At 55.3% G+C, this 25,476-nt stretch carries 26 protein-coding genes; 21 read left to right on the top strand and 5 right to left on the bottom strand.

All coding sequences use genetic code 11. The annotated features are described in order from the left end of the window. Window positions 1–5 precede the first annotated feature (5 nt). From HA50_RS16935 to HA50_RS16990, 12 genes are all read left to right on the top strand, one after another. A complete protein-coding gene (locus tag HA50_RS16935; RefSeq protein ID WP_084876729.1) occupies window positions 6–380 on the top strand; it encodes a TIGR03750 family conjugal transfer protein in 375 nt (124 codons plus the stop codon). After that, window positions 377–1,021, top strand: coding sequence for a PFL_4703 family integrating conjugative element protein (locus tag HA50_RS16940; RefSeq protein ID WP_084876730.1), 645 nt, complete (start codon window positions 377–379; stop codon window positions 1,019–1,021). Before HA50_RS16935 ends, HA50_RS16940 begins: the two co-directional genes overlap by 4 nt. Beyond that, window positions 1,021–1,929: a TIGR03749 family integrating conjugative element protein gene (locus tag HA50_RS16945; RefSeq protein ID WP_084876731.1), complete on the top strand. Its 909-nt coding sequence runs from the start codon at window positions 1,021–1,023 to the stop codon at window positions 1,927–1,929. Before HA50_RS16940 ends, HA50_RS16945 begins: the two co-directional genes overlap by 1 nt. Beyond that, complete coding sequence (locus tag HA50_RS16950; RefSeq protein WP_084876732.1) at window positions 1,926–3,455, top strand: TIGR03752 family integrating conjugative element protein; 1,530 nt, start codon at window positions 1,926–1,928, stop codon at window positions 3,453–3,455. Before HA50_RS16945 ends, HA50_RS16950 begins: the two co-directional genes overlap by 4 nt. A gap of 11 nt (window positions 3,456–3,466) precedes the next feature. Then, window positions 3,467–3,727, top strand: coding sequence for a DUF7446 family protein (locus HA50_RS16955; RefSeq protein ID WP_084876733.1), 261 nt, complete (start codon window positions 3,467–3,469; stop codon window positions 3,725–3,727). Next, window positions 3,714–4,130: a TIGR03751 family conjugal transfer lipoprotein gene (locus tag HA50_RS16960; RefSeq protein WP_084876734.1), complete on the top strand. Its 417-nt coding sequence runs from the start codon at window positions 3,714–3,716 to the stop codon at window positions 4,128–4,130. Before HA50_RS16955 ends, HA50_RS16960 begins: the two co-directional genes overlap by 14 nt. Then, window positions 4,130–6,928 (top strand): conjugative transfer ATPase, encoded by a 2,799-nt coding sequence (locus tag HA50_RS16965; protein ID WP_084876735.1) that lies wholly within the window; start codon window positions 4,130–4,132, stop codon window positions 6,926–6,928. The genes HA50_RS16960 and HA50_RS16965 overlap by 1 nt, the downstream gene beginning before the upstream one ends. A gap of 11 nt (window positions 6,929–6,939) precedes the next feature. After that, on the top strand, window positions 6,940–7,344 hold the full coding sequence (locus HA50_RS16970) for a hypothetical protein (protein WP_084876736.1): 405 nt from the start codon (window positions 6,940–6,942) through the stop codon (window positions 7,342–7,344). 260 nt (window positions 7,345–7,604) lie between these two features. Then, a complete protein-coding gene (locus HA50_RS16975) occupies window positions 7,605–7,955 on the top strand; it encodes a DUF1304 domain-containing protein (protein WP_084876737.1) in 351 nt (116 codons plus the stop codon). Window positions 7,956–8,275: 320 nt separating this feature from the next. Further along, window positions 8,276–9,952: a methyl-accepting chemotaxis protein gene (locus HA50_RS16980; RefSeq protein ID WP_084878589.1), complete on the top strand. Its 1,677-nt coding sequence runs from the start codon at window positions 8,276–8,278 to the stop codon at window positions 9,950–9,952. A 437-nt stretch (window positions 9,953–10,389) separates the two neighbouring features. Next, entirely contained in the window at window positions 10,390–12,048 is a 1,659-nt protein-coding gene (locus HA50_RS16985) for a methyl-accepting chemotaxis protein (RefSeq protein ID WP_084876738.1), read from the top strand. Window positions 12,049–12,227: 179 nt separating this feature from the next. Next, the gene (locus HA50_RS16990) at window positions 12,228–12,464 is read left to right on the top strand and encodes a hypothetical protein (protein WP_084876739.1); all 237 of its coding nucleotides are present in this window, start codon (window positions 12,228–12,230) and stop codon (window positions 12,462–12,464) included. A gap of 61 nt (window positions 12,465–12,525) precedes the next feature. Here the strand turns inward: HA50_RS16990 and HA50_RS16995 are convergent, their stop codons facing one another. Then, complete coding sequence (locus HA50_RS16995) at window positions 12,526–12,759, bottom strand: PerC family transcriptional regulator (RefSeq protein WP_084876740.1); 234 nt, start codon at window positions 12,757–12,759, stop codon at window positions 12,526–12,528. Between the two features lie 128 nt (window positions 12,760–12,887). On the opposite strand from HA50_RS16995, the gene HA50_RS17000 reads away from it, so the two are divergent. From HA50_RS17000 to HA50_RS17030, 7 genes are all read left to right on the top strand, one after another. Beyond that, window positions 12,888–15,314, top strand: a complete 2,427-nt coding sequence (locus HA50_RS17000; RefSeq protein WP_084876741.1) for an ATP-binding protein — start codon at window positions 12,888–12,890, stop codon at window positions 15,312–15,314. 222 nt (window positions 15,315–15,536) lie between these two features. Then, window positions 15,537–16,307, top strand: a complete 771-nt coding sequence (locus HA50_RS17005) for an alpha/beta hydrolase (RefSeq protein WP_158087413.1) — start codon at window positions 15,537–15,539, stop codon at window positions 16,305–16,307. Window positions 16,308–16,400: 93 nt separating this feature from the next. Further along, the gene (locus tag HA50_RS17010; protein WP_084876743.1) at window positions 16,401–16,808 is read left to right on the top strand and encodes a TIGR03757 family integrating conjugative element protein; all 408 of its coding nucleotides are present in this window, start codon (window positions 16,401–16,403) and stop codon (window positions 16,806–16,808) included. After that, window positions 16,787–17,776 (top strand): TIGR03756 family integrating conjugative element protein, encoded by a 990-nt coding sequence (locus HA50_RS17015; protein ID WP_420872866.1) that lies wholly within the window; start codon window positions 16,787–16,789, stop codon window positions 17,774–17,776. The genes HA50_RS17010 and HA50_RS17015 overlap by 22 nt, the downstream gene beginning before the upstream one ends. Window positions 17,777–17,787: 11 nt before the next feature. After that, entirely contained in the window at window positions 17,788–19,212 is a 1,425-nt protein-coding gene (locus HA50_RS17020; RefSeq protein ID WP_084876745.1) for an integrating conjugative element protein, read from the top strand. 1 nt (window position 19,213) lies between these two features. Further along, on the top strand, window positions 19,214–19,552 hold the full coding sequence (locus tag HA50_RS17025) for a hypothetical protein (protein WP_084876746.1): 339 nt from the start codon (window positions 19,214–19,216) through the stop codon (window positions 19,550–19,552). Window positions 19,553–19,562: 10 nt separating this feature from the next. Then, window positions 19,563–21,104, top strand: coding sequence for a conjugal transfer protein TraG N-terminal domain-containing protein (locus HA50_RS17030; protein ID WP_084876747.1), 1,542 nt, complete (start codon window positions 19,563–19,565; stop codon window positions 21,102–21,104). A 52-nt stretch (window positions 21,105–21,156) separates the two neighbouring features. Here HA50_RS17030 and HA50_RS17035 read toward each other — a convergent pair whose 3' ends face one another. The 4 genes from HA50_RS17035 to HA50_RS17050 all read right to left on the bottom strand — a co-directional run bounded on the left by HA50_RS17035 (window position 21,157) and on the right by HA50_RS17050 (window position 23,024). Then, a complete protein-coding gene (locus HA50_RS17035) occupies window positions 21,157–21,438 on the bottom strand; it encodes a hypothetical protein (protein ID WP_084876748.1) in 282 nt (93 codons plus the stop codon). A gap of 31 nt (window positions 21,439–21,469) precedes the next feature. Beyond that, a complete protein-coding gene (locus tag HA50_RS17040) occupies window positions 21,470–21,796 on the bottom strand; it encodes a type II toxin-antitoxin system RelE family toxin (protein ID WP_084876749.1) in 327 nt (108 codons plus the stop codon). Further along, window positions 21,797–22,045 carry a type II toxin-antitoxin system Phd/YefM family antitoxin gene (locus HA50_RS17045; protein ID WP_084876750.1) on the bottom strand — a complete coding sequence of 83 codons (249 nt, stop codon included), beginning with the start codon at window positions 22,043–22,045 and terminating at the stop codon, window positions 21,797–21,799. Window positions 22,046–22,232: 187 nt separating this feature from the next. Then, on the bottom strand, window positions 22,233–23,024 hold the full coding sequence (locus tag HA50_RS17050) for a fused MFS/spermidine synthase (protein ID WP_084876751.1): 792 nt from the start codon (window positions 23,022–23,024) through the stop codon (window positions 22,233–22,235). Window positions 23,025–24,108: 1,084 nt separating this feature from the next. Between HA50_RS17050 and HA50_RS17060 the strand changes: the two genes are divergently transcribed. Beyond that, window positions 24,109–25,008, top strand: a complete 900-nt coding sequence (locus HA50_RS17060) for an integrase domain-containing protein (protein WP_084876753.1) — start codon at window positions 24,109–24,111, stop codon at window positions 25,006–25,008. A 21-nt stretch (window positions 25,009–25,029) separates the two neighbouring features. Then, window positions 25,030–25,437, top strand: coding sequence for a hypothetical protein (locus tag HA50_RS17065; protein WP_139810953.1), 408 nt, complete (start codon window positions 25,030–25,032; stop codon window positions 25,435–25,437). The last annotated feature ends 39 nt before the right edge of the window (window positions 25,438–25,476 follow it).

Below are 25,476 nucleotides of genomic sequence, written 5' to 3' on the forward strand. Positions count from 1 at the left end.
AGCACATGGCCGTCATCGACTTTCTTCCCGACCGACTGAACAACCCGCCCGTGGTGTGGAAAGGGTTCACCTCCGGTGAGTTTCTGCTGGCGGCCATCACCGGCGTCATTGCCGGTATTCCGCTGGCGGTGCCGCTGGCGCTGGTGCCGTTTATCGGCTGGCTGGCCTTTCCCTCCAGCATGCTGCTGATGCCGCTGGCCGTCGTTTTCTTCGGCGGCGGCTGGATTGCCGGGTACAAGCGCGGCAAGCCGGAGAACTACATCTGGCAACGTCTGGAGGAAATCCGCTGCCGCACCGGCCTCTCCCGAACCATGATCCTCAACAGCCGGGCGTGGGAGATGAAACGTACCACAGCGATAAAACGCGGAGGTCAGTCATGAGTCGCTTTCGCAACGGTATGACCGCGCGTGATAACCACATATTCTCCCTGCGCATTGTCTGTGCGCTGCTGTTTGCCGGCATGCTGATGGCCGGTATCGGCTGGATGCGCGCACCCTCTGAACTGACCATCCATAATCCGCCGGACCTGCGTTCCGGCAGCACGCGTAAATGGTGGGAGGTGCCACCGTCAACCGTTTACAGTTTTGCCTTCTACATTTTTCAGCAGCTTAATTCCTGGCCCAAAAATGGCGAGGTGGACTACCCGGCGAAAATTGCGCAGATGAGTCCTTACCTGACGCCCTCCTGTCAGGACTTTCTCAACAAAGACGCGGAGATGCGTAAAAACAGCGACGAACTCCGGGACCGCGTGCGCGTGGTGTATGAGATCCCAAGAAGGGGTTACAGCAGTCGCAGCGTCACCATTCTCGATCAGGATCACTGGGTTGCGCAGCTCGATCTGGTGGCAGATGAGTATTACCACACTGAGCCGGTAAAACGTGCGCTGGTTCGTTATCCCCTCAGGGTGGTGCGCTGGGAAGGTGACCCCGAGCGCAATCCCTTCGGACTTGCTCTGGATTGTTATGCGGCCACGCCGCAACGGCTGGAAGCCGTTACGATGCCTGAGCCGGAGAAAAAGTGATGAAGATTCACTTAAAAAAATGCTGTCTGGTCCTGCTCGCCGGACTGGCCCTGTCGGGGGCGGCTGACGCTGTTGAGCTGATGAAGTGGGAGCGTATCCCGCTGCAGGTTCCTCTGACCGTCGGACAGGAGCGCATCGTCTTCGTGGATAAAAACGTGCGCGTGGGTTTTCCGCCCACGCTGAACAGCAAACTGCGCATACAGAGCACGGGTGGCGTGGTGTATCTCGATGCCAGCGAAGCGTTTCCGGTGACGCGGCTTGAGCTGCAGAATAAGGAGAACGGCGAGATTATCCTGCTGGATGTATCAGCCGCACCGGGTAAAACCCCGCGTGATCCGGTCAAAATTGTCTATGACGGCGAGGTGGTCACAGCCACCGCCAGCGATAAACAGTCCGTCAGCAGCGACGGTGACAGCACCGGCCGTGAGACAAAACAGGCAGATACCGGGAGCGGAACACCTGATCGCAGACCAGCAAAACTGAATGCCCCCCTGCCTGTCGTGCTCACCCGTTATGCAGCACAGAACATGTACGGCCCGCTGCGCACGGTTGAACCGGTGCCGGGTATCAGCCCGGTGTCACTGAAGCTGCCTGCCGTCATCACCACGCTGATGCCGGGTGAACCGGTTACCGTCACGCCGATGGCAGCCTGGAGCCTGCAGGGCAGTAGCGTCGTCGCGCTGCAGGTTCGTAACCGTTCTGCAGGCAAGGTCATTCTTGATCCCCGGGTGCTGGAAGGCCAGTTCGTCACGGCAACGTTTCAGCATCGCTGGCTGGGGCGCGCGGGCACACCCGAGGATACAACCGTCCTCTATCTGGTGACGGCCGGTCGCCCGGAGGGGGCCTTCATTGCAGAGCCACCCTCGCTGCAGCCCGCTGACGGACGTAAACGGAGAGCGAAAAAATGAAGGCGCCATCCTCCAATCTTCTCGTGAAAGTCGCCGTGCCGGTGGTGCTGGCTGTCACCGTCGTGGTGGGCGTGAAATCCTGCTCCGGAGGCGGGCAACAGACAGGCGCTTCGCATACCGCCACGAACGCCACGCTGAAAGACCTGTCCCCGGATGACCTCAAAGCACTGGGTATTGAAGGCGACACGCCGCAGGACACGCTGCGCACGGTGGTGGGCAATTTCCGCAGAGTGCAGGGCCGTCTCGACGCGCTCGCAGATGACAACAAAAAGCTCAGTGACGAAAATAAAGCCCTGAAAACAACCAACAGCAATGTGGACACGCAGATTAATCAGGCCGTCAGCAATGCACGCGCCGGTGAGTCAGAAAAGCGCCAGCAGCTGAGCGCACAGGTGACCGACCTCAGCACGCAGGTGAAACAGCTGATGGCTCAGCTGCAGAGCGGCGGCAGTTCCGGTGCGGCTCCCGGACACAGCAGCGCAGGTCCCGGCAGCGATATTCCGATCGGTCTGGGCTATGACAGCGGACTGAACGCCGGTGCCACCCCCGGTGCATCCTCCCCCGATGGCCTGCAGTGGATTGAGCCAAAAGACGGTATTGCCGTGGATGCCAGCGGCCGGGCCGTGACCGACAGCAATAAGAATAACGCCACTGGATTTTCCTTTGCCACGTCCTTCAGCGAAGCGGGTGAGACAGGTAAACAGGTTGCAGGGAAAACTGCCTCAGCGGTGCAGACTCCGCTCACGGATGCACAGAAGGCGACTGACCCGGTGTACACCCTGCCTGAGAACGCCACGCTTGTCGGGAGCCGTGCCATGACCGCGCTGCTGGGGCGTATCCCCATTGATGGCAAAGTGACTGACCCCTATCCCTTCAAGGTAATGATTGGCAAAGACAACCTGACGGCAAACGGCATCGAGCTGCCCGACGTGCAAGGCGCGATTGTCTCCGGCACGGCGACGGGGGACTGGACGCTGTCATGTGTGCGGGGCTCCATTACCAGCATCACCTTTGTCTTTAGCGACGGCACTGTCAGGACTCTGCCTTCGCCTGACGGACAGGGGCAGAACGGAAACAGTAGTAATCAGAACAGTCAGGGCGCTAATAACAGCAGCATCGGCTGGATCTCAGACGATAACGGTATTCCCTGTATATCCGGGACGCGCAAAAGCAATGCCTCGACCTATCTGCCCACCATCGCGGGACTGGCTGCTGCCGGTGCCGCTGGCGATGCCTTTGCACAGAACCAGAATACCACCCAGACCAACGGTTATGGTGGCGTGACCTCGTCGCTGACCGGTGATGCCGGTCAGGCAGTGCTGGGTAAGGCACTCTCCGGCGGCATGCGGGAGACCATTGACTGGGTGAAAGCCCGCTATGGCCAGACGTTTGACGCCATCTATGTCCCGCCGGGTCAGACGGTGGCGCTGCATATCACGCGCCAGCTGGCCATCGATTACGAAGAAAAAGGCCGCAGGGTTAAATACGACTTCAGCCTGGCCGGCAGCGGCACGGGTATGGACTGACGGGGAACACGATGCAAAACACGAATCTGGAGTACCGGGTGGGTGATATCCCGCTCAGCGGACGGCTGTACGCCGGCTTTGTCCGCAAAGACAGCGGAAAGTGGGAGGGGACGGCCCGTGACGTCACGGACCAGGCACTGGCTGCCGTCGGGCAGAAACTCGTGCGGGAAGGCCGTCACCGGCTGATACCCCTGCCGGACGGGCGTATGCTGCGCCTGTCAGCCGAAATGACTGACCCGGACGTGACGGAGGGCGCAGATGCGCAGCATTAAATCTCTCTCATTACTCTTTTCAGCGGGTGTGCTGACGCTGCTGCTGACCGGCTGCAGCACGTCGAAAGATGAGATGCTGCCGCCCGGGGACAGCACCATGCTGGAGCTGTGGAATGATGGTGCATCGGCAACCCATGCAACCGGTGAGAGCCGGACCACCCTGCGCCGCCCGGTCACGGACAGTGAGCGTGTTATTTCACAGCAGACCCGGGACAGCTACAGCCGCACCCAGGAGAACGAAATCCAGCAGACGTTTCCGCGTCTGCCCAATCCGGACCTGGTGATGTACGTCTTCCCGCATCTGGCCGACGGCAACACGCCGGTGCCCGGCTACAGCACGGTCTTCCCCTTTTACAGCCAGGTGCAGTTCGCGTTGCCCGGCGAGCGCACGGAGGATTTGTAATGGCTTTTTCACTTTTCCGCCGCAGGGCTGACACTCAGGAAGCACACCAGTGCGGAGACGGGCCGTTTTCCGTTAACGGTCATGAGCCCCTGACGCGCGAGGGGCGCCTGACCCGCCGCGATGAAGCGACGCTGTATGAGACGGCCCCCTCCATTATCGATCATATTCCGTGGGGAGAATATCTGGCGGAACATCAGTGCATTCTGCTGGATGACGGCGTGTCCGTCGGGGCGGTGTATGAAATCATTCCGGTCGGCACCGAGGGACGTCCGGACTCACGCCTGGAGGAAATCCGTGACGTGGTGGAAAACGCCCTGCAGGACAGCCTGCCGGAGCTGGACGCCCATCAGTGGGTGGTGCAGTTTTACTGTCAGGATGACTCTGATTTGTCTGCGTATATGGACAGTATCAGGACCTACGTGAAGCCCCGTGCGCAGGGAACGCCGTTTACGGCGGCCTGGCTTAACGAACAGTCGCGCCACCTGCAGAACGTGGCCGCCGAAAAAGGGCTGTTCCTTGATGACGCCGTCACCGGCGCACCGTGGCGCGGCCAGATCCGCCGCACACGCATGGTGATTTACCGCTGGGTGGAGTCACCGTACCGTGACCCGATGGCCCCCGAAGTCCTGCTGAAGCAGGTCTGCGATCGCCTCACCGCCGCGATGAGCGGTGCCGGTATTCATTGCCGGCGGCAGAACGGTGAGCAGATCCACAGCTGGCTGCTGCGCTGGTTCAACCCGGAGCCGGCGTGGGTGGATAAGGCCACGCTGTACCGCTGCGCCCGGCACGCCGACGATGCGCCCGGGGAGCTGCCGCTGCTGAATGATTTCAGCGAAAGCCTGTGGTTTACCCGGCCGCGCAGCGATGCGGAGAAAGGCGTGTGGTGGTTTGATGATGTGGCGCACAAGGCGGTGCCGGTGGCCCGCCTGCGCAGCGTGCCCGCCACGGGGCATCTGACCGGCGAGGTGCGGCGCGGCGATAATATCAATGCCATCATGGACCTGTTGCCGGAAGGCACCGTGCTCACGCTGACGCTGGTTATCCATCCGCAGGATAAGCTGGAGGAAAACTTTGCCCGTCTGAGCCGCGACTCGATGGGCGAAAACGTGGATTCGCTCCGTGCCCGCGAGGACGCGGCCACCGCGCGAACCTACCTCGGCAACAGGCACAAACTTTACCGGGCGGCCATCACCCTGCTGATTAAGGCCAGGGATTTGCCGTCACTGGATAAGCGCTATCTCGATCTCAGCAGCAAGCTGCTGAACTGCGGGCTGGAGCCGGTCAACCCGGAGCATGATATCGGGCCACTCAGCACCTATATGCGCGCTTTGCCGATGTGCTTTAACCCGGCGCAGGACAGACACCAGTGGTACACGCGGCTGATGTTCGTGCAGCATTTTGCCTGCCTGGCACCGGTGTACGGCCGTGATACCGGCACCGGCAACCCGGGTTTTACGTTCTTTAACCGCGGCGGTGGCCCGCTGTCTGTTGATCCCCTCAATAAAACTGACCGGACGCAGAACGCGCACAAACTGCTGTTTGGTCCCACCGGCGCCGGTAAGTCAGCCACAGCACTCTGCGAGCTGGCGCAGATGATGGCCATCTACCGGCCACGTATTTTTCTGCTCGAAGCCGGTAACAGCTTCGGGCTGTTCGGAGATTACTGCAGCTCGCTCGGGCTGACTGTGCATCGCGTCAGCATCAAACCCGGCAAGGCCATCTCGCTGGCGCCGTTTGGCGATGCGCATCTGCTGATGCAGGCAAAACCGGATGCGCTCATCATCAGTGAAGATGCGCTTCCCGATATTGATGACGATGAGGATAAAGATGAAGAGCGTGACGTGCTGGGTGAGATGGAGATTGCGGCACGCCTGATGATAACAGGCGGCGAACCGGCTGAAGAACAGAGGATGACGCGCGCCGATCGCGGGATGATACGCGAGGCCATCATGATTGCTGCCCGTACCGCTTTTGAAGCTGACCGACAGATGCTGCCGGAGGACCTGATGTATGCGCTGCAGAACATCGCCCGGGATATCAGCCAGGGTGAGGATGGCCGCGAAAAACGCACCCCCGCCCGCCGGGCCCGTGCGGAGGAGATGTCGGAAGCGTTGCGGATGTTCACTGAGGGTTTTGAAGGTGATCTCTTTAACCGGCCTGGTACGCCGTGGCCGGAGGCTGACGTGACCATCGTTGATCTCGGCACACTGGCCCGTGAAGGCTATGAAGCACAGATGGCGGTTGCCGTGATTTCGCTGCTTAACACCATTAATAATATCGCCGAGCGGGAACAGTACAGCGATCGGGATATTATCGTGCCGATTGATGAGGCGCATATCGTGACCGCAAACCCCCTGCTGGGTCCTTATGCGACCAAAATCGTGAAGATGTGGCGTAAGCTCGGTGCGTGGCTCTGGCTGTTCACCCAGAACCTTGCCGACTTCCCGGACACGGCCAAAAAGATGCTCAACATGGCGGAGTGGTGGATTTGTCTGGTCATGCCCCCGGACGAGGTGGAACAGATTGCGCGCTTCAAAACGCTGACGGATGAGCAGAAGACGATGCTGATGTCTGCCACTAAACTTCCTAAAAAATATACAGAAGGTGTGATTCTGTCGCGTAAGGTCCAGGCCCTGTTTCGCGCGGTGCCTCCGAGCCTGTATCTCGCCCTGGGTATGACCGAAAAAGAAGAAAAAGCGGAAAGACGGCGGATTATGGATGAATTACAGTGCAGTGAACTTGAGGCTGCGTTTCATGTTGCGCGCCGGCTTGATGAAAGCCGCGGACTGAGTATCTGACAGGGGAATCCATGAAAAAACTGACTATGGCACCGCCAGTGGTCGTACCGGACAAGGCACTGATTGCCTCTGTCATATTTACCGTACCGCCGCAGGGTACAGCATCTATCGGCCAGTCTGACAGTGTATCACTGGAGATACTGCAGCGCGAAATTGTGAAACGCCTTGAGAAGCCGGTGTTATTTTCTGTCTACCCGCATCGCATCGGACGGCGCAGTTGCGTGGCGGTTCACCTGACAGATGTGAATGAAAAGATGCTTGATATTCTGATCACCGTCACAGGCAACACGCTGTGGCCAGGTGAGGCGGAGTTCAGAACCGGACTGCGCTGGAATATCTGCGTACCGGATGCCACCGACCTGCTGTGGGTGCTGAAGGAGATAGATCGGGTAACAGGCGGACAGGTGTGTAATTAAACCGGCCCTCCGTGTCGGTCAGACAGCGGTGTTCAGCTGTCCGACCGACACGGAGGCTGCGGGTGCGGGCGGCAAAGAGCCCGTACGTCGTGCCTGTCCTGAGCTACTTCCCGGATTGACCCTGTATTTATTTCCAGTCTCATGTACGATAAATCAGCCGGATAAATTGACCGGTCTCAAAGGGGCTTGCAGTGGCAGGGTTTGGCTGGCCATCATACCCTGAACTCCATTTCACCAGTTCTCCTTCAGGAAGGTCTCCTGTGTTAGCCAAAATCCTTGTCGCTGTTGTTGCCGTCATACATCTTTATATCATTGTTCTTGAAATGTTTTTGTGGGATACCCGTATAGGTCGGAAGGCATTTAATCTTACTCCTGATTTTTCGCACGAGACTCGGGTACTGGCAGCAAATCAGGGGTTATATAATGGCTTTCTGGCGGCGGGCTTATTCTGGGGATTATGGCTGGGAGAAAGCGGAACTCATGTTACCTTCTTTTTCCTGATATGCGTGTTGATTGCAGGCGTTTTCGGTGCAGTAACAGCCAGCCGGAAGATACTTTATGTTCAGGCGTTTCCGGCTCTCGCCGCATTGACTGCACTGCTGTTCAGTTAACTGTTGAAGGAGTGAGCTGATTATCTTCTTCCTCCCCCGCGAACGTAAAACCGTCATCTGACAGCAGTCCTGAAAACTGAAATGACTGACTTTCAAGGTTCCTGAAGAAATGCCGGGACCGCTGCTTTCTCTCACATTACTGAGTTAATGCTTAAGACTAAACTCCCGATTACACGCGGGGAGGCCGGAACTGCGGGCGGCGGTATCACCGATGGTTACACAATACGATACCTTCTGAAGATAAAAAATATGCATTACACTTAACTTATCCGGGGTTATACCGATAACAGCATAACATCATGCAATCACCGGATAACCTCATGAACAACATCGAATTTCATCCTGAAAAAAACGGAAAATCAGTTCGTAATCTCAGGCTTATACCGCTCTTCTGTGCTCTTCTTGGCATTATCTTTCTTATCTTTGCTGCCTGCGCCGGACTTTCCGCTGTCCTGATGCATAAAAGCAGCGGACATATCGATAACCTCGACAGAGAGGTGCAGGTCCGCATTGGCCTGTCCAACAGCACCAACCACCTGCGCCTTGCGCGCCTGAGCGCTCTGCGTGCTGCGCTGGCGAAAGACGCCGGAGACCCGGCGCAGTCTGAAGCACAGCTTGCCGAAGCCAGAAAGCGGGTCGCCGCCGCGCGAAAAAGTCTGGCGGATTATATCAGCCGGCCCGTGAAAGGTCCGGAAGATGCCGCCCTTGACGCGCCGCTCAGGGCGCGCTTTGAAACCTATATTGCCAGCGTGGAACAGGGCATTGCACTCGCTCAGGACGGAAAAACACAGCAGGTGATTGCTCATGAATACCAGAGTATCGCCCCTCTTGATGACCGCTACAACCAGGTTCTGCTCAAGGATGCGGCCCTGAGTACGGCGCGGGCAGACAGCATCAACCGTGAATCAGATGCCCTGTTTGACCGGGGGTATGTTGCAATGGGGGTCAGCCTGGCGCTGGCGGCCATCGTGATAGGGCTGAGCCTCATACTTCTGTTGCGGGTAGTGATTGCGCCACTGAAAAACATCCTGGTACGCGTAACCAACATTGCGCAGTGCAGGCTGACTGACGCCCCGCAGGCCTGGGGGCGCAGTGAGATTGGCGAGCTGGGCAATAACGTGCAGATTATGCAGCAGGCGCTCATCAAAACCGTGGGGTCCGTCCGCGACGGCGCGCAGGCCATTTACCAGGGAACCAGTGAGATTTCTGCCGGCAGCATCGACCTGTCGGCCCGCACCGAAGAGCAGGCCTCAGCCCTGCAACAGACCGCCGCCAGTATGGAAGAGCTCACCACCACGGTGAAGCAGAATGCCGATAACGCTCACCATGCGAGGGACCTGGCGCATCAGGCCAGCCGGCAGGCAACCGAAGGCGGCCGCGTCATGGAGAGCGTGGTGCAGACCATGGAACGGATTTCGGGCAGTTCCGGCCGTATCGCGGACATCACCGCCACCATTAACAGCATCGCTTTCCAGACCAATATACTGGCGCTGAACGCGGCGGTGGAAGCTGCCCGCGCAGGCGAGCAGGGGCGCGGATTTGCCGTTGTGGCCAGTGAAGTCAGGAATCTGGCGCAGCGCAGCGCCCAGGCCGCAAAGGAAATAGAGACACTGATAGCGGAGTCGCAGAAGCAGATAGGGGAAGGTTCCCTGGAAACCCGGAAAGCCGGGGAGTCAATGTCTGCCATTATGGCGTCGGTAAAAAGCGTCACTGGCCTGATGGGGGAGATTGCGATTGCGTCTAACGAGCAAAGCAAGGGCATAGACCAGGTGAGGGAAGCGGTCGTGCAGATGGACAGCGTCACGCAGCAGAACGCCGCGCTGGTTGAGCAGGCTTCCGCCGCCGCTTCGTCGCTGTCTGACCAGGCGGGAGTGCTGACGGGCTCGGTCGGCGTGTTCATTCTTGATGAACCAGTCGGCATGATAAAAACGTCGCCCGGACTTCTGCCTGTTTCACGCAGAACCACAGGGGATAAGACTGACTGGACAACGTTCTGACGTTATCCCTTCAGAATGAGTGGCCAGCGCATCATAAAATCATCCGGCAGCCGGAACTTTGTTCTGGCTGCAGGTGAAAGCCCGATGCAGTTGTCCGAATGTGCGCTGCATATCGGCGTACATAGCAGACGACTCTTCCCGACCAGATAAGCAGCGCTACAAATGCTCTCAATCCGCCTGAAATACGCGCGGCGGTGGTTTTTTTACTGTTTATTCGGAAAGCGTAGAGCGTGAGCCGTATTGACAGGTTCATCTTATGATCATTCCCCCGGAACAAAACAGCGTGCCAAGCCAGTCACTTACCGACGCTAAACATTCTGTGCTTTTAATGTCATTAAAATATAATTTTTTCATTTTTTAGGCCGATACCGTTTCACCGGTTTATTGAATGATCCCGGCATTTGGCATTCTGTTTTCAACATCAGGTGAAAATACATATGAATATCTCTCAGAGGTTGATGCTAATCTGTTCCCTGTTCTCCGCATCACTTATTACCCTGGTTATTGTCGCGCTCGTCGTTGTTTCGGGTTTTCAGTCACGCTTTCAGAACGTTCAGGCGAACGCCATCCCCTCAATTATTGACCTGGGTAAACTGGTCAATGGCAGTAACGAACTCATTATCTGGATGTACCGGCATCAGAGTGCGACTGACCCAGGTCGGCAGGCAGAAGTTGAGAAAGAAATTAATAAACTGATAAACAAGCTGTCTTCCCTGAATCAGCATTACCTGGACAATGACATCGCCAGCGATGAGGACCGCCGTATGACCGAGGCCGCCTTTGTCAATATCAAAGCATTCAGGAACAAACTGCCCGCCTTTCTGGAAGGTTCACGCGCCCAGAATGATGCTGTAGCGCTGGGGGCACTCCAGGGCAGTAACGGAGTCGGTCAGGTCGCCCGCGACCTTATCGCAGGATATCAGAAGCAGCTGAAACTGAATGTGGATATCAGTAACGGACTCAGGACAGTAAATGACCGGATTTATCACCTCACTTTCTGGAGCATGCTTGCAGGCTCCGCGCTGGTCATAATTCTGCTGGGTACCCTGGCGATGATAACGATACGCGGGATTCGCCGGAATCTTAACGGCATGCGTTCAGTGATGGAAAAGGCCAGTGAGAGCCTTGACCTGACGCTCAGGGCTGATGCCTCCCGCCGGGACGAAATCGGTCTGACGGCAAAAGCCTTCAATCACCTTGTCGATACGGTTGCGGACTCTCTGTCATCTGTCAGCGCGTCCTCTCACTCAGTCAGTACCGCATCGGCCCAGATTTCTGCCGGTAATGAAGACCTTTCCTCCCGGACTGAAGAACAGGCCGCCTCGCTGGAACAGACCGCAGCCAGCATGTCCGAGCTGAGTGAAACCGTGCGCCAGACCGCGGAGAATACCCGGCTGGCCAGCCAGCTTTCACACAATACCCGTCAGATTTCAGAAGACAGCACAGAAAAAGTCCGGGGTATGCTGCATACCATGTCTGACATCCGCAGCAGCTCGGCGAAAATTACCGACATTATCTCCATTATTGAAGGCATCGCTTTTCAGACCAATATTCTGGCGCTCAATGCGGCAGTGGAAGCGGCGCGGGCCGGTGAACAGGGGCGCGGGTTTGCGGTGGTCGCCGGTGAGGTCCGAAACCTTGCTCAGCGTTCGTCCACGTCGGCCCGTGAAATCAGGGGGCTGATTGAGTCCTCAATGCAGTTTGTGGAAGCCGGTGCGGCTCAGGCTGAAGATGTCGGGGACAATATGACCCGCATGGATGATGCCATACGTCAGGTCAATGACCTGGTCAATGAGATTGCGGCGGCGGCGCAGGAGCAGACGCTGGGTATCGGACAGGTTCATCAGGCGGTCAGCCAGATGGATGACGTGACGCAGCAGAATGCGGCCCTGGTGGAGGAGGCGTCGGCAGCATCCCATTCTCTGATGGAGCAGGCCTCGGCCCTGAATACCCTGGTCGCGACGTTCATCCTTCGTACCCCGTCGCAGCCATCTTCGTTAAAGACTGAGGTGCAGCGTCCATCAGCGCCAGCCCGGCAGCCTGCCGCCCGCCATCCGCAGCATACGGATGCTGAGAGCAACTGGCAGAGCTTCTGACAAACAGTGCAGACCGGTCAATTCACCACCGGGCTGATTAAATACAATCCTTAGTTCAGCCGGGAAGACATGTGACTACGGATAAAAATTCATATCCTGATAAATATCAGGAACTCATACTTATCAGTGAACATACTGACGCACTGCTGTCGCAGATGAGGAGCCAGAGATATGCTGACATGGCGATTTTTCTGAATAACCTTAATCACATGGAACGGTATCAGGGTTTTATTTCCGTGTTGCATCACGACACAGAATTCTGGCGCTCGCTGAAAGTCCGGGATACTGACCTTTATATCCGGATTGAAGCAATACAGCTTTCTTTCGGCATACTCAGTAATCTGGTTGAGAATCTGCGTCATGCTTTCGTCCCGCTTCAGCAGCAGGCAAAAAATGCTGCGGATAAACCCGGCTGAGCTGAAGAGTAAACCTCTCTTATTTTCAGAAGGCCTTTTACGGCTATCTGAAAATAAGTTGTCAGTACCCCTCATTATACCGGCTCTGAGTTTTATACAGGCGCCGCGTTTCAGTACGTCGCCCGTCCGGGGGGATATTCGCCCCCATGTCAATACAGTGCTCCCGCCGCCGGGCAATCGCTTCGCGCTCGGTTTCATTGGCTGAATGGTCCATCACCGTCAGCCACCGGCGGGCGGCGCGGCGCCACTGCCCCCGGCTTTCCAGTAATTCAGCAATACCGTCTTTCAGTTCCATATCTCTCCACCGGCCTGGCAGCCTGAACATTGCCGGTTATTTTTCCACAGACGCAATCACAGTTCTCAGTTTAACCCTAAGCGCACTTCCGGAAAATGACACCTGAACCCACATTACGGAGTCTTCTGATGCGCTATCCCTTTGAACTTGACCCGCAGATTATCCATCACATCATTTACAGCCAGGCCGGCTCCATCGGCAAAGCCGTGATTGAACTCATTATGAACAGCGTCGATGCCGGCGCCGGCGCCGTGATGATCAACCTCTCCCCGGAGGGCTTCTCCTGCCGGGATGATGGCCGGGGTTTTGCATCCTACGACGATGTTAAGCGCTACTTTGGCCGGTTCGGCACACCGCACCAGGAGGGCGATGCCACCTACGGCCGTTTCCGACTTGGACGTGGGCAGATTATGGCCCATGCCCGGACGCTGTGGCGTTCGCAGCGATGGCAGATGTCCGTTGATACGCGCGAAATGGGGTATCACTATGACCTGGAAGAACTGGCGCTGGCGGAGCCAGGTTGCGTCATTAGTGGGGAGTGGTATGAACCGCTGAGCAGTCAGGAGCGCATGTCCTGCCTGCAGGAAATCCGTGACCTGGTGCGCTATACGCCCGTCACGGTGCATCTCAACGGCACCATTATTACCCGTCATCCGGCTCTGGAAAAATGGGATGCCGAAGACGATTCGGCCTGGTATCGCCTTCGGGAGGAAGGGGCCGTATCGGTTTACAACCAGGGCGTACTGGTGCGTCACGACCCCGGCCATCTCTGGGGCGTGGGGGGAATGATTGTCAGTAAAAAGCCCCTGGCGCTCAACGTTTCCCGTACCGAAATCCTGCGCAAGACCTGCCCGGTCTGGAAAACCGTGGCCGACCGGTTTGGTGAGCTTGCCGCCGGCTTCTCTGACCATCAGGGGCAGCATCGTAAAACGGAAGCCAGGCGGGAGAAAACGGCCCGTGCACTGCTCTCCGGAGAGGGCGACCTGCAGAAACTGATGTACGATGAAGAGGTGATCACGCTGCTGCCGGGAAAGCGCCACGTCACGCTTGAGCACTTCATCCGTAAGTGCCGCTATTACCCGGCGGCAACAGACAAAAACTGTTTCACCCTCGCGCGTTATGCACGCGATGTTCCGCGCGGGGAAATCATTGCCCGGGCCGGTATTGCGCCGGTGGTACATCCCGTCACCCTTGCCCGCTTCGGCTGTTTCGAGCCGGATGAGTTTATAGAGTGTCTGAGTCGCATACGCGCAAACCTGCAGGCTTACTGTGAACAATCACCCCTGCATCACCGGTGGTGCGCTGGCTGGCAAACAGATCTTGCGCTGGTTGACTTTGAAACCCTGAGCGCAAACTTTATCGATCGCACGCAGATGGTCAGCGAGAAAATGCTGGATAAGGAAACGCGTCGGGCGTGGACGGCGCTGCGCTGGTGCCTGGCCCAGTATGCTGCCGTCTGTTCGGGTGGCGAGGCGGGTTATCAGTCACGTTCTTATGGGGGTAAACGCTTTCAGATCCTGCTGGGTGAGTCCACGTCCGCCGATGCCTGGACGGACGGAGAAACCTACATTGCCTATAACATCGATATCGTGCGCCGGCTGAAGTCTGATGCGCTGCAGACGGCCAGCCTGCTGTTCAGCATGACGGAGCACGAGGTGGCGCATGAGGGTGACAGCATGGATTGTGGCCATGACGAGGCTTTTTACCAGCGATTTCATGATATCAGCATCCTGTGCGCACCCGATCGCCAGCGTTACATGCACGTCTGGCTGATGAAGTACACCACGAGCCTGGAAGCTGAGGGTAAACGCGCTAGCGGCACGGCATGGCGGGAACGTTACCTTACCGAGCGTGCCAGCACCGGGCGGGAGAAAAAAGGGCTTCCCGGCGTTATCAGTGATGCGGGGATGGCAGAAGCCGTCAGCGCACAACCCGATCCTGAGGATTCGTCACGGCTGAACTTCCTCAACCAGCAGCTGAACGGTACGGGTATGGCAGCGCCTGCAGAAACTGACTGGAACAGCTTTGTTGCCGCCGGTATTGAGCAGACGCGTGAAAATAAGGTCGCGCGGCTACGTGAGCAGCAGGCCCTGGAGGAATGGTACGCTTCAGATAAAGATGCGACCGATATCCTGACGGATGAGCAACTGGCAGATGAAGCCGAAGAGCAGATGTGGCTGGAGTCCCGTAAATTGCATTACCTGTCTGTTTTACCCGGGGCGACTGAGGAAAATCTGAATGACAGGGTTGTGGAGTTTCTTGTTTATATGACCGTTTCAGAAGAGGAGGAACTGGCCGCCTGGGCCATGCGGGCCTGGGAAAACAGTGACCAGTGGTATGCCAGAAATACCCCGTCGTACAGTGAGGTTGATGACCTGCATGAACAGGATTTTGATCAGCCACTTGAGGAAAATGTCCCGGTAGACTGGCTTCCGTTTATGCAGGAGGGCGAAACACGATGGAGCATAGAGCGTAACACGGCAGCGGCCGGGTTTATCCGGGAAATGGATTATCTGGAGTGGCGTCGCGACAGCGCCATCGATGACACTCCCTGACTGTGCATAATACAGGGTTTGTCAATCGGCCGGATGGTGCAGATTTTGCCTTCTGTCAACCAGCCAGACCGGATAATAAATTTTACACGTGAACCGGAGTATCTGAAATGGCGTTCATCAGTTTTCGGGGGGCGCATCGTAGCGCAGAAAAAGTTACTCCACTGTCATAACGGGGGTGTAAAACAGAAACCAGTTATATCAACGGAAAAACAGGAGGGTCCAATGTCTGCCGCCGAAGTTGATTTCTTTCAGGGTGTCAATCAGACCATGGCCGTTCACCGTTTTTTACCTGCCCGCCCGCGGTATCTCTTACTGGTGATACACGGGTACGGGGATACGGTGGGAGAGTATGCGGCCATGGCGGAAGCATTTACCGCCCACGGCGCATATGTTTTTGGTCCGGATCTGCCTGGACACGGCCTGTCACCCGGTGACAGCCGACTGATAACGGACCTTGATCGGGTGGTGGATAACCTCCATGTGTTGGCGGAGGAATTGCACTGGTTTTATTCAGACCTGCCACTGTTTGTCCTTGGGCATTCCATGGGAGGGCTGATTGCCACGCGATATGCCCAGCGTTACCGTCACGGGCTCTGCGGGCTGATTCTGGCCGCCCCCCTGCTGGGAGAAACCACGCGTATTACCCGCCTGCTGCGTGATGAACAGCCGGATGAAATGCATACACTGGCCACAGCAGAAGCGGGCCGTCAATGGGTGGGGCCGTTCCGGAAGAGAACACTTGAGGCAATCAAAGACATGCTGGCGCTGACATACGCCGGCCCGGGCTTCGGCTCCCTTCCGCTGCTGTGGTTGCATGGTACCGAAGATAATCTGGTTCTGGCGGAAGAAACTGCGGTAACCCTTGAACGACTCCGGGGAAGCGGTTACCGGACCGTAAATATTGAAGGGGCCGGGCACAATCTGTTCAGCGGGGGAGCCTGGTACCGGACCGTCTCAGCCATAAAAACGTTTATTGATAACCAGCTTGCCTGAATTAAATTTTATCACCGGATTCTGAATTGTCTGCTGACGATAACGGTCTGTGAACGCACCCTGAGCGGGTTACTCACTCAGGGAGTGTTCTCCATGAAATTACCTGTCTGCTGCCTCGCAGCACTTTTCCTTACCGCCGGCGTCCGTGCCGGCACCGCCATCTATACCGACAGTACCCACCCGGTCACGGGCAACCCCGGTCCTGACGTGACCGTCGTTTTGCTCGATGCGCCTGACCGGCTGCAGGCGCAACTGTTCGGGCCGCTGCCGGCAGACCCGTCGCAGGCTGAACAGCAGGCGCGCGCAGTTATCAGTTCACCCGATTTTCAGCGGCGCCAGCAGGACCTTGCCGGGGCCTATGCCGGCCTCACACGCGCCTGGTCGCTGGGCCTTGAGAAATACCCCGCGGTAGTGTTTGACGATAAGTGGGTGGTTTACGGCACCTCTGACGTCGGCGTGGCCACACAGAAGCTGAACGTATGGAAGGAGAAAGCACAGTGAAAATATCTTTCTCCCGCCCGCGTCGGCTGGCGCTGGCCACGTTAATGGCCTGCACGGGCACGATGGCCAGTGTCAATACCGCCAGCCTGCTCTCCAGTGCCGCCAGTCCGGACTGTATCAGCTGGCGCATCAGCGGTATCTGTTACTGGCTGTTCTGCACGCCGTTCGGCTGCTCGGTGAAAACTTCAGTGAAGGTCACGCATTTTATTCCTGAAGCCGTGGTCTCGGCCTACCTCAGCCCGGGTGCCAATCCGTGGACCGAGATGTCGGCTGTCAGCAGCCTAGCCGACGGCACCGAAAGTACGCTGCTCGGTGGCGCTGCAGGTGTGTCCACCGGCGGTGGTCGTCAGGAGATGAAAGCTCCGGGTGAACGCAAGCAGAACCTGCACTTTTACTATGGTGATGCATATGGCCATCCGGCCACCAGACTCATCGGCGGGATGGTACCGGGCTATTCGTGCGACAGTGCCGCCACGCCATTTATGCCTTACTTCACAAGCGCTCTCGATGCGCTGGCCTGGCGCACCGGCGTGCCGGAATCACTCTACCCGGAGGCGCTTATCCCCGGTCAGCGTGAGATCGGCAGTACGACCGGCGGCGATATGTGGGGCAACGTCTACCCCCGCAGCGGCTTTGTCACCCAGACCGACAGCTACAAATCGGCAGCTGTCGTGGTACAGCGCGTGGCTGACATTATCACCCGTGAAGGGCAGTTACACGTCTACAACCCGCTTACCGGCCAGCGTTCGCCCGGTTACTGGCCCCCCGAACCCGTGCAGGAAAACACCGGTACGAAAAATCATAAGTGGCAGCGTCTTTCTCCGCAGCTGTCGCAGAGCTGCGCAGTATTCCCCGACACCGGCGGACAGACGGCCGAAGACGGCAACTACGCCTGGGCACTCTGGCAGCCCTACAGTTGCTGCAAGCGACGTGGCCAGACCTTCCTTTATAGCACCGATTTCTCCTGAGGATTTTTCTGATGAAACAGCAGCATCTGCGGCGACTGCGCCGCCCCCTGGCGGCGTTCGCGCTTCTCTCTGTTATCTCCCTGCCGGCTCTGGCCGTCGATACGTCGCTCTCGTCAGATGGTGCCTCGGTGAGCGGTGCCATCAATGACGGTCTTTTTTACTCCATTGGTGGCGGTTCGGTGATTTCCCCGCCGCCAAGTCGCAGCAACATGTCGCGTTTAGGGCTGAACGGCGGCTGGAGCAGTGACCTCATGTGCGGCAACTTCGACCTGAAAACCACCGTAGGCAACCAGCTTAACGGTATCACCAGCGGCTTTAAGGACCTGATGGGCAACGTGATTCAGGGCGCGACCGGCGCGGTCATGAGCATGCCGGCAATGGCCATACAGCGTGCTAACCCGGGGCTGTATGAAATGCTCACCAACGGGGTGCTGCAGGCGGGGCTCAGCTACGACAAAGCGCTGCTCAATTGCCAGAATATGTCAAAAAAACTGGCCGATTACACGCTGGGCAGCAAGTGGCAGCAGGCTGCTGTCTCCGAGGAGTACAAGGATATTGTGGCCTCCAGCGGCGGGGATGCGGTCTCCAGTGACCAGCAGCTGCAGAAGGCCACCGGTGAAGATGGTGTGACCTGGGTCGGCGGCCAGAAGCGTGGTGGCAAGGGGCAGCAGGCCATCCAGCCCACCCGTGACCTGGCGAAAGCCGGTTATAACATGATGAACAGCCTGCCGGTGACCAGCAACAGCAGCGTGAGTTCCGCCAGCTGCAACGGCACCGTCTGTCAGCGCTGGCCGTCGTCCGATGATGCGGCCGCTGCGGTGGTAAAAGTGCTGGGTGACCGCTCCATCCGTACCTGCCGTGAGACCAGTGAATGCACCAGTGGTGGCACGGACAATCAGCCCGGCAGCACCGTTGCCGGCACCGGTTTCTCACCGGTGCTGGAAGATGCAACGAAAACCAACCTGGAACAGCTGGATAAGCTGGTCGGCGGCCAGCTCCAGCCCACCGCGGATAATCTTGGGGCGCTCAAAACCGGCAGCCTGGTGGTGACACGCGGCGTCATTCAGTCGCTGCGCGATGACCCCGATAAAGCCGCTCTGGTGCAGCGTCTGGCCGGTGAGCTGGCGATGGCCGACACCGTCGAGACCGCGCTCACCATGCGCCGCATGCTGACCACCGGTGAGTCTGAACCGAATGCCGCCGAGCAGCCTGAAGCGATTGCCGAGGGTGACCGCCGCATCGATGCCCTGGACCGTGAGATCAGCGCCCTGCGTAACGAGATGGAGCTGCGTAAGGCCATCAGCAACAACAGCCTGCTCACCACGCTGGAACGTCAGGGTGCCCGTAACCAGGATAACCAGCTGCAGCAGAAATCCGGCAACCAGGACCAGGGGTTCAGCCAGATGAATCAGACGCAATCCTCCGGAGCACAGTGATATGAAACGCTCTTTTCTCCGCGGTCGTACGGGCCGCATTGTCCTGATGGTTACCGCCTTACTGCTTATAACCGTGGCCATGTTCGCACTGGCCTCTGTGTTTATGGCATACGACCCGGACGGCCACCTGACCAGACGTTGGCTGCATGACAGCCGATGGGCACTGTTTGCCTGGCGGCTGCTCATGTATGCCGGCATCGCGGTAGCCTGGTGGATGAAGGTCCGCCCGCAGATGCTGGCGCGCTGGCCGGAAGTCCGGAGCCGCCTGCCGCGCACGGAGCTGCTCGGTGTGCTGTTCATTGCGGCCACGGAGTGCGTGGCCTGGGCAGGCGTAGTGTGAGGAGAGGACAATGACTGCGAACAGTTTTCTGGAGTATTTTCTCATCCTGTTCGGCTGGGTGATGAACAACGCCATGTGGACCATCCTCGGCAATACGGGGCTTTTTGCCCTGCCTCTGGTCTTTAAGGTGATGGGGGTGTGGCTGAAAGTTCGGGAGGAAGGGGCGGACGAAGGTAATAAAGGACTGCTGGCACTGCCCCGCATCGAGCATGCCATCTACGTCTCGTTTGTCGTGATGTTGTTCTGCTGCATTCCGCTGCTGCCAGTGGATATTAGTACCATCAAATTTGACAGTTCACGGGCAAAACAGTGCGGGGTCAGTGTTCCCACACCGCAGAACTCCGGTTACAGCGGACTGGTGAACGACTTTGACGGTCGCACGGCCGAGGTGCCCATCTGGTGGTATCTGCTGCACATGATGTCGAAGGGCACCACTCAGGCGATGATTGCGTCCATCCCCTGCGGCACGCAGCTGCGCCAGATGCGGTTTGACGTGCAGAACACGAAGCTGCGTGACCCGGTACTGCTACAGGAAGTGCAGGACTTTGCCGATCAGTGTTACTCCCGGGCGTACTTCCGTCTCAAAAACAGCAACAGCCAGCTCAGCGATGCAACCATCAACTCGGTGGGCTGGATAGGCAGCGACTATTTTCTGAATACGTCCGGCTATTACGATTATTACACCGCCACCACACCGAGGAGCCAGTGGCCGTATGACAGTACGCGTGACAGTGGCTACCCGAATACCGGTCAGGGAGGCTATCCCACCTGTAAAACGTGGTGGTCAGATGGCTCATCCGGGCTGCGCAAACGGGTGCTGGCCAGCTTTGGTGACAACACGCGTAAGGAGATGCAGCGATCATTTCCGGGGACGCAATGGGAAGAGGTAGCCCTGCGCTGGCTGGTCAGCCCCCGAAATGCCGGCCTCTCCGGAGACGGAACGACTTATGCTGTGGGAAGTTCTGATAATGTGACCGGCGTTGTCGGTAATGTGACACGACTGACATCCACCATCGGGCTTGGCCTCAAGCAGGCAGAAGCGCTGCCGGGCTTTGATGCGCTGAAACAGGCCCTGCCGATGATTCAGGCGCTGCTGCAGATGATGATTATTACGGTGATCCCCGTGCTGATGATGTTCAGTGCCTATGAGCCGAAAACGGTGGTGACCATATCGTTTGCGCTGTTTGCCCTGCAGTTCATCACCTTCTGGTGGGAACTGGCCGGGTGGCTCGATGACCGCCTGATCACCATCCTCTACGACAATATGGCACAGCAAGGGCTTACCAGCAGTTCTGTGCCGTTCGCGAGTTTCATCAGTTCAACCAATGACGGCTGGATCATGAACCTGGTGCTGGGAATGATGTACTTGGTATTCCCAACGTTCTGGGTTGGGATGCTGAGTTGGGTTGGGATAAATTTAGGAACTATTGTCCAAACAGGGTTGGAAAAGGCAGGGTCTCCACCTCAAGATGCTGGAGCTAAAGCGGGCCGAGACGCACAAGGATTTGTTACAGATAAAATACAAGGCGGTATTAAAGGTGGCTTAAAGTAACCCTACATGATGATTCTAAACTGCATGAACTTTGAATATTCATGCAGTTTTATTATTTATAGTAATAATATGAATTGTACCTATCTTCTTCTTCCTTTCTTTTTAGCTCTGCCCATTCATCATTACGTTTTTTTTGCTGAGGGGTTTCAGTCAGGATAGTTGCCACTCCTTTAAGGACAGCAGAGCCACAATCGTGCGTCGCACTGGAGAATACAACAGGTTCTGGCGCTTTACGTTTCAGCTTTGCTTCGTCATAAACGATGTCACGACGTTTCCCGGCGAACCGGGCTAGGGTGACGCTCAGGTCGTCAGCATCGAAGCCACTGTTACTCATGGTAAAAGCTCCTTTCACTTGGGTTAGCGGGTTAGTCCTTCACTAATTTTGACTTTAACGCCTCGTAAACGTCTTCCCGACGGTCAACAGTGATGACGGTGATAACCACATCAACCTCTCCATCGTCACTTTCCAGCACCTGATAGACAAGCCTGAAACCATCCATACGCAGCTTAATTTTGTAGCATTTTTCGACACCAGACAACTTATGTTTTATCGGGGTCAGCGCTGCCAGCGATTCAGCCCGTTTTTTTAATTTCTTCCGAAAGGCCTCTCTGATTTTGCTGTCCAGAGAATTCCATTCCTTTAGCGCTGATTTCTTAAATTTCAGTCGCGTTTTTAAGGCAGTGCCGGACAATCAGAGGTTCTCCCAACTGACATCTACTTCATCTTCATCCTGGCGGCTACGGACAATATTAGCCAGCTCACGATCTTCAATAGCATCAAGCATTGCTGCATAAAGCTCCGCAGGAATGCAGTAGAACGAAGGTTTACTGTGGTTCAGGATGGCCACTGGTCGCCCCCCTGCAGACATCACTGTCGCCGTCGGATTTTTTTTGAGCTCACTGATGGTGGCTGAGCGATTAGCAAGGATTGCAGTTGTCATATAAGACCTCAATTAAGACCTATTTTTAGTCCTAATGATAGTGAGAAAAGCTTGTGAAAGCAATCACGAATAGTGCGTTTTTGAGCGCGACCCGGTTGTTATCGTGCGTGTAAAACATAAGTCCAGAACAGCATTTATATAATGTCTAATCGTATTCCACGTTGTCAGGAGTCACGTTGAGAATATATTAAAATGGTTTTGGCCAGAATGATAACCTTCGGGACAATGTATCAAAGTCACAGCTAAACATCTTACCGACAGAATTACCCTGCTCCTGGTATTTTGACAAGGGAGTTTGATGATCTGTTTTACAGGCATAAATAATCACGTTACCACTGGGCGTTATGCAGTGAAGAACGCTTTTAAAAAGCGAGTGTAATAAATATGAGAATGGAGAGGAAACGTCAGGTGGAATATGATAATTAATGACCAGCCAGCCGTTGTCGTTAAGACGGTCAGCACATGAATGTAAAAAACTCCGTTTTGCCTGCAGGGGAGTCATGGCGTCGTCTGAATAAAGATCTGAAAATATAATGTCATACCGGTCCTTTTTTTTGCGATTCATAAAATCATTCGCATCCTGAATATAGTAATGAGTTTGGGTATTGTCAGGTAGTGACAAATAGTCTTTTGCAACACACATTACCGCTTCGCGAAGCTCTACAACATCAAGGACCGTTTCATTATTAAAGGCATTAATTGCACGAACCAGACAACCTCCTCCGAGTCCTAATACAAGTACTTTTTCAACAGTGGTAAAACTGAGGGACATTAACATCGCTCTGATGTATTGGTGAACCGGCACCAGCGGTGAAGCCTTAAGTATTTTGCTTTGTTCATAAATCATATCAAAGGTTAAAATGAGATGGTTGCGACTTTCAATAACGATAACATTTCCGTACTCATCCTCCAGTTGAACCAGCCTTTTCCCGGAGATACGGAAAGGCGAATTTAATTTAACGGGATCTGAAATAGACATTAATTTTGTTCCAAAACGTTAAAGATAATGGTCTGAGAGTCCGGCAGGATTATTACGTGAAGGTGCGACTGGTTTATGCAGTATGTAAATGTTGATAATACGTCCTTCGTTAACTTTCCACTGTGCAGAGATTAAATCTCGTCTTTTCCACTTTAACATGTTGGGTCTTTTTTCTCATCTGAAAAACAGCCTTAAACCAGGGGGAGTTTCCGGTTTTGATTAACCACTTGAAAAGTGATCCCGACACGATCTACTATCTGCATCGTTGTAACGTTGCGTAAAGCAACATGCCAATGTCCCGGCAATCTGAGAGGGGCGCCTTTGGGTGATTGCATGCCAAAACCGTCATGACCTGAGAGACGGTGCCTTCGGGCGGTAAACCCGTTAGCCTTTGAAAATGGGGATCGCCGTAATAGCGATAAAGGATATTCCTTCACTAAATAACTGTCTCTGACAGTCTTCCTGCAGACTTTCTGGTCTGTTTTCTTCGTTTCGTCTCGATTCTTTGACGACTGCATCCGTTGCAAACTTTGCGGCGTGGGTATGACCATTTGGAACATTTGGGCATCTTCCACGACTGCATTGAGAGCAGAGGAGCGCGGCGTCACTTGCGTTCGAGTGAAACGAGTACCAAGTGACGCGCGCGAAAACACGTCCTCAACGCGCATTTTCCGTACCTTTTCTTCATTCACTACAACGTGAAACGAAGTGAGAAGACGAACACAATTTTATCAACCAAGTGAGAAACGCAAAATGAAAACGTTTTATCACATTGTTAATTAAGGAATAGTTATGTAATGAGATACCGAATCGGCGATGTCATCGGCGGATGATATCGGGGGCGACCTGGAAACAGGTACAGCGAAAGCTGCGGTCAGTGTAGAACACTGATTTGACACCTCTCAAAACCTCAACACTTTGCACTTCCCTGGTGCTCAGGTACTCATTACGGCGCAGGATGCGCGAACCCAAACCGTGTCGCCAGGGTAATGCGGGTGTCGTTTTTTGCCGTTTTCACGGAACGGCAGAAAACGACATCTGCCCGTATTGATGTTTTACGTGTAAAACTGTTAAGGAGGTACAGATGTCCAGGCGTGAAAAACTGCTAAAACAGGAGCTCGTCGCCGAAATCCGTAAAAGCGGAGGAAGCTTCAAAAAGCAGGATGACTATTCCAGAATTATGCACCGGTTTGCTGAGCGTCTGGCTGCACTTAATATTCAGATAAGCTCGGTGTCACAACTGAAGGTCCGGCATATTGAGATGTATATGAACAGTCGCTCATCTGATGAAGTCTCCAGGCGAACACGGCAAAATGAAATGTCAGCGATAAGAGTCATGCTCCGTAATGCCGGCAAACATAAAATGGCCGACCCCACTCATGACCGTTTAAATAATAAAAGTCTGGGTATTTCCGACACGAGCCGCAGGGGCACCAAAAAATCCATTCCGGAAGAACGCTACCTTCAGATAATGGACAGCATTGAAAAAAAGAATGAGGGCGTTGCCGTTGCGGTGTGCCTGTCGCGTTATATTGGCCTGAGAAATGAAGAAGTTATTCAGTCAGCGAAATCTTTAAAGACCTGGCAGGCGGCATTAATGCGAGGTGATAAAACGCTGAAAGTGATTTTCGGCACTAAAGGGGGGCGCGCAAGAATGACCACAATTGTGGACAGAGAAAAAGTTCTTGGGGCGGTCAGTCGTGCCATAAAATACGCCGTAAACAATAACGGTAAAATTATTGATAAACCTGATTTAAAATCCGCGATGGATTTTTACAGAAATACGCTCCGCACAGAAATGACCGGCGGAAATGAGACGCCGCACAGTTTACGTTACAGTTTTGCGGAAGATGCTTTTCGATATCATCTTGCTCAAGGGTATTCGAAAGAAGAATCACTGGCACTGACTTCAATGGATCTCGGTCATGGTGATGGTCGTGGGACCTACATCAGAAATGTTTACTGTCAGTCACTGATGGACTGACTATTAATTATGAGGTTAACTGTGAAAATTTTACCCGTTATAAATTTCAGTATCTTATCCGTTAAGTATATTCGCGAAATCAGCCTGCCTGAGACACCACCTTCAGAAATCGTAATTACGTTTAAATGCTTTTCGCCTGTTAATGAGATAGATACTTTTGCAACAATTAACCGGCATTTTGATGACGGTATGGATTTCAGTTACGAGACCGCCATTTCAAAGGAAGGGTTTATATTTACGGGTTCATTACTGATGTGTGATCCCGACAGCATTGAAAACATCAGGGCGGGCGAATTTATCGTTCCTCTATCAGTGACTTTAGCAACGTTGCTTAAAAACGGAACCTACTCTCAGCAGTGTGATCCCGATTCCATCATGGCAGAAGCCTGGTTCGGCGAACGTTGCGAGACGGTGAAAGTGTTGTGGTAGGCATCTTCATAAAATTCACTGTAACGTTGTTGATTTGGA

The sequence above is a fragment of the Pantoea cypripedii genome (assembly GCF_002095535.1).
Classification (GTDB): domain Bacteria; phylum Pseudomonadota; class Gammaproteobacteria; order Enterobacterales; family Enterobacteriaceae; genus Pantoea; species Pantoea cypripedii.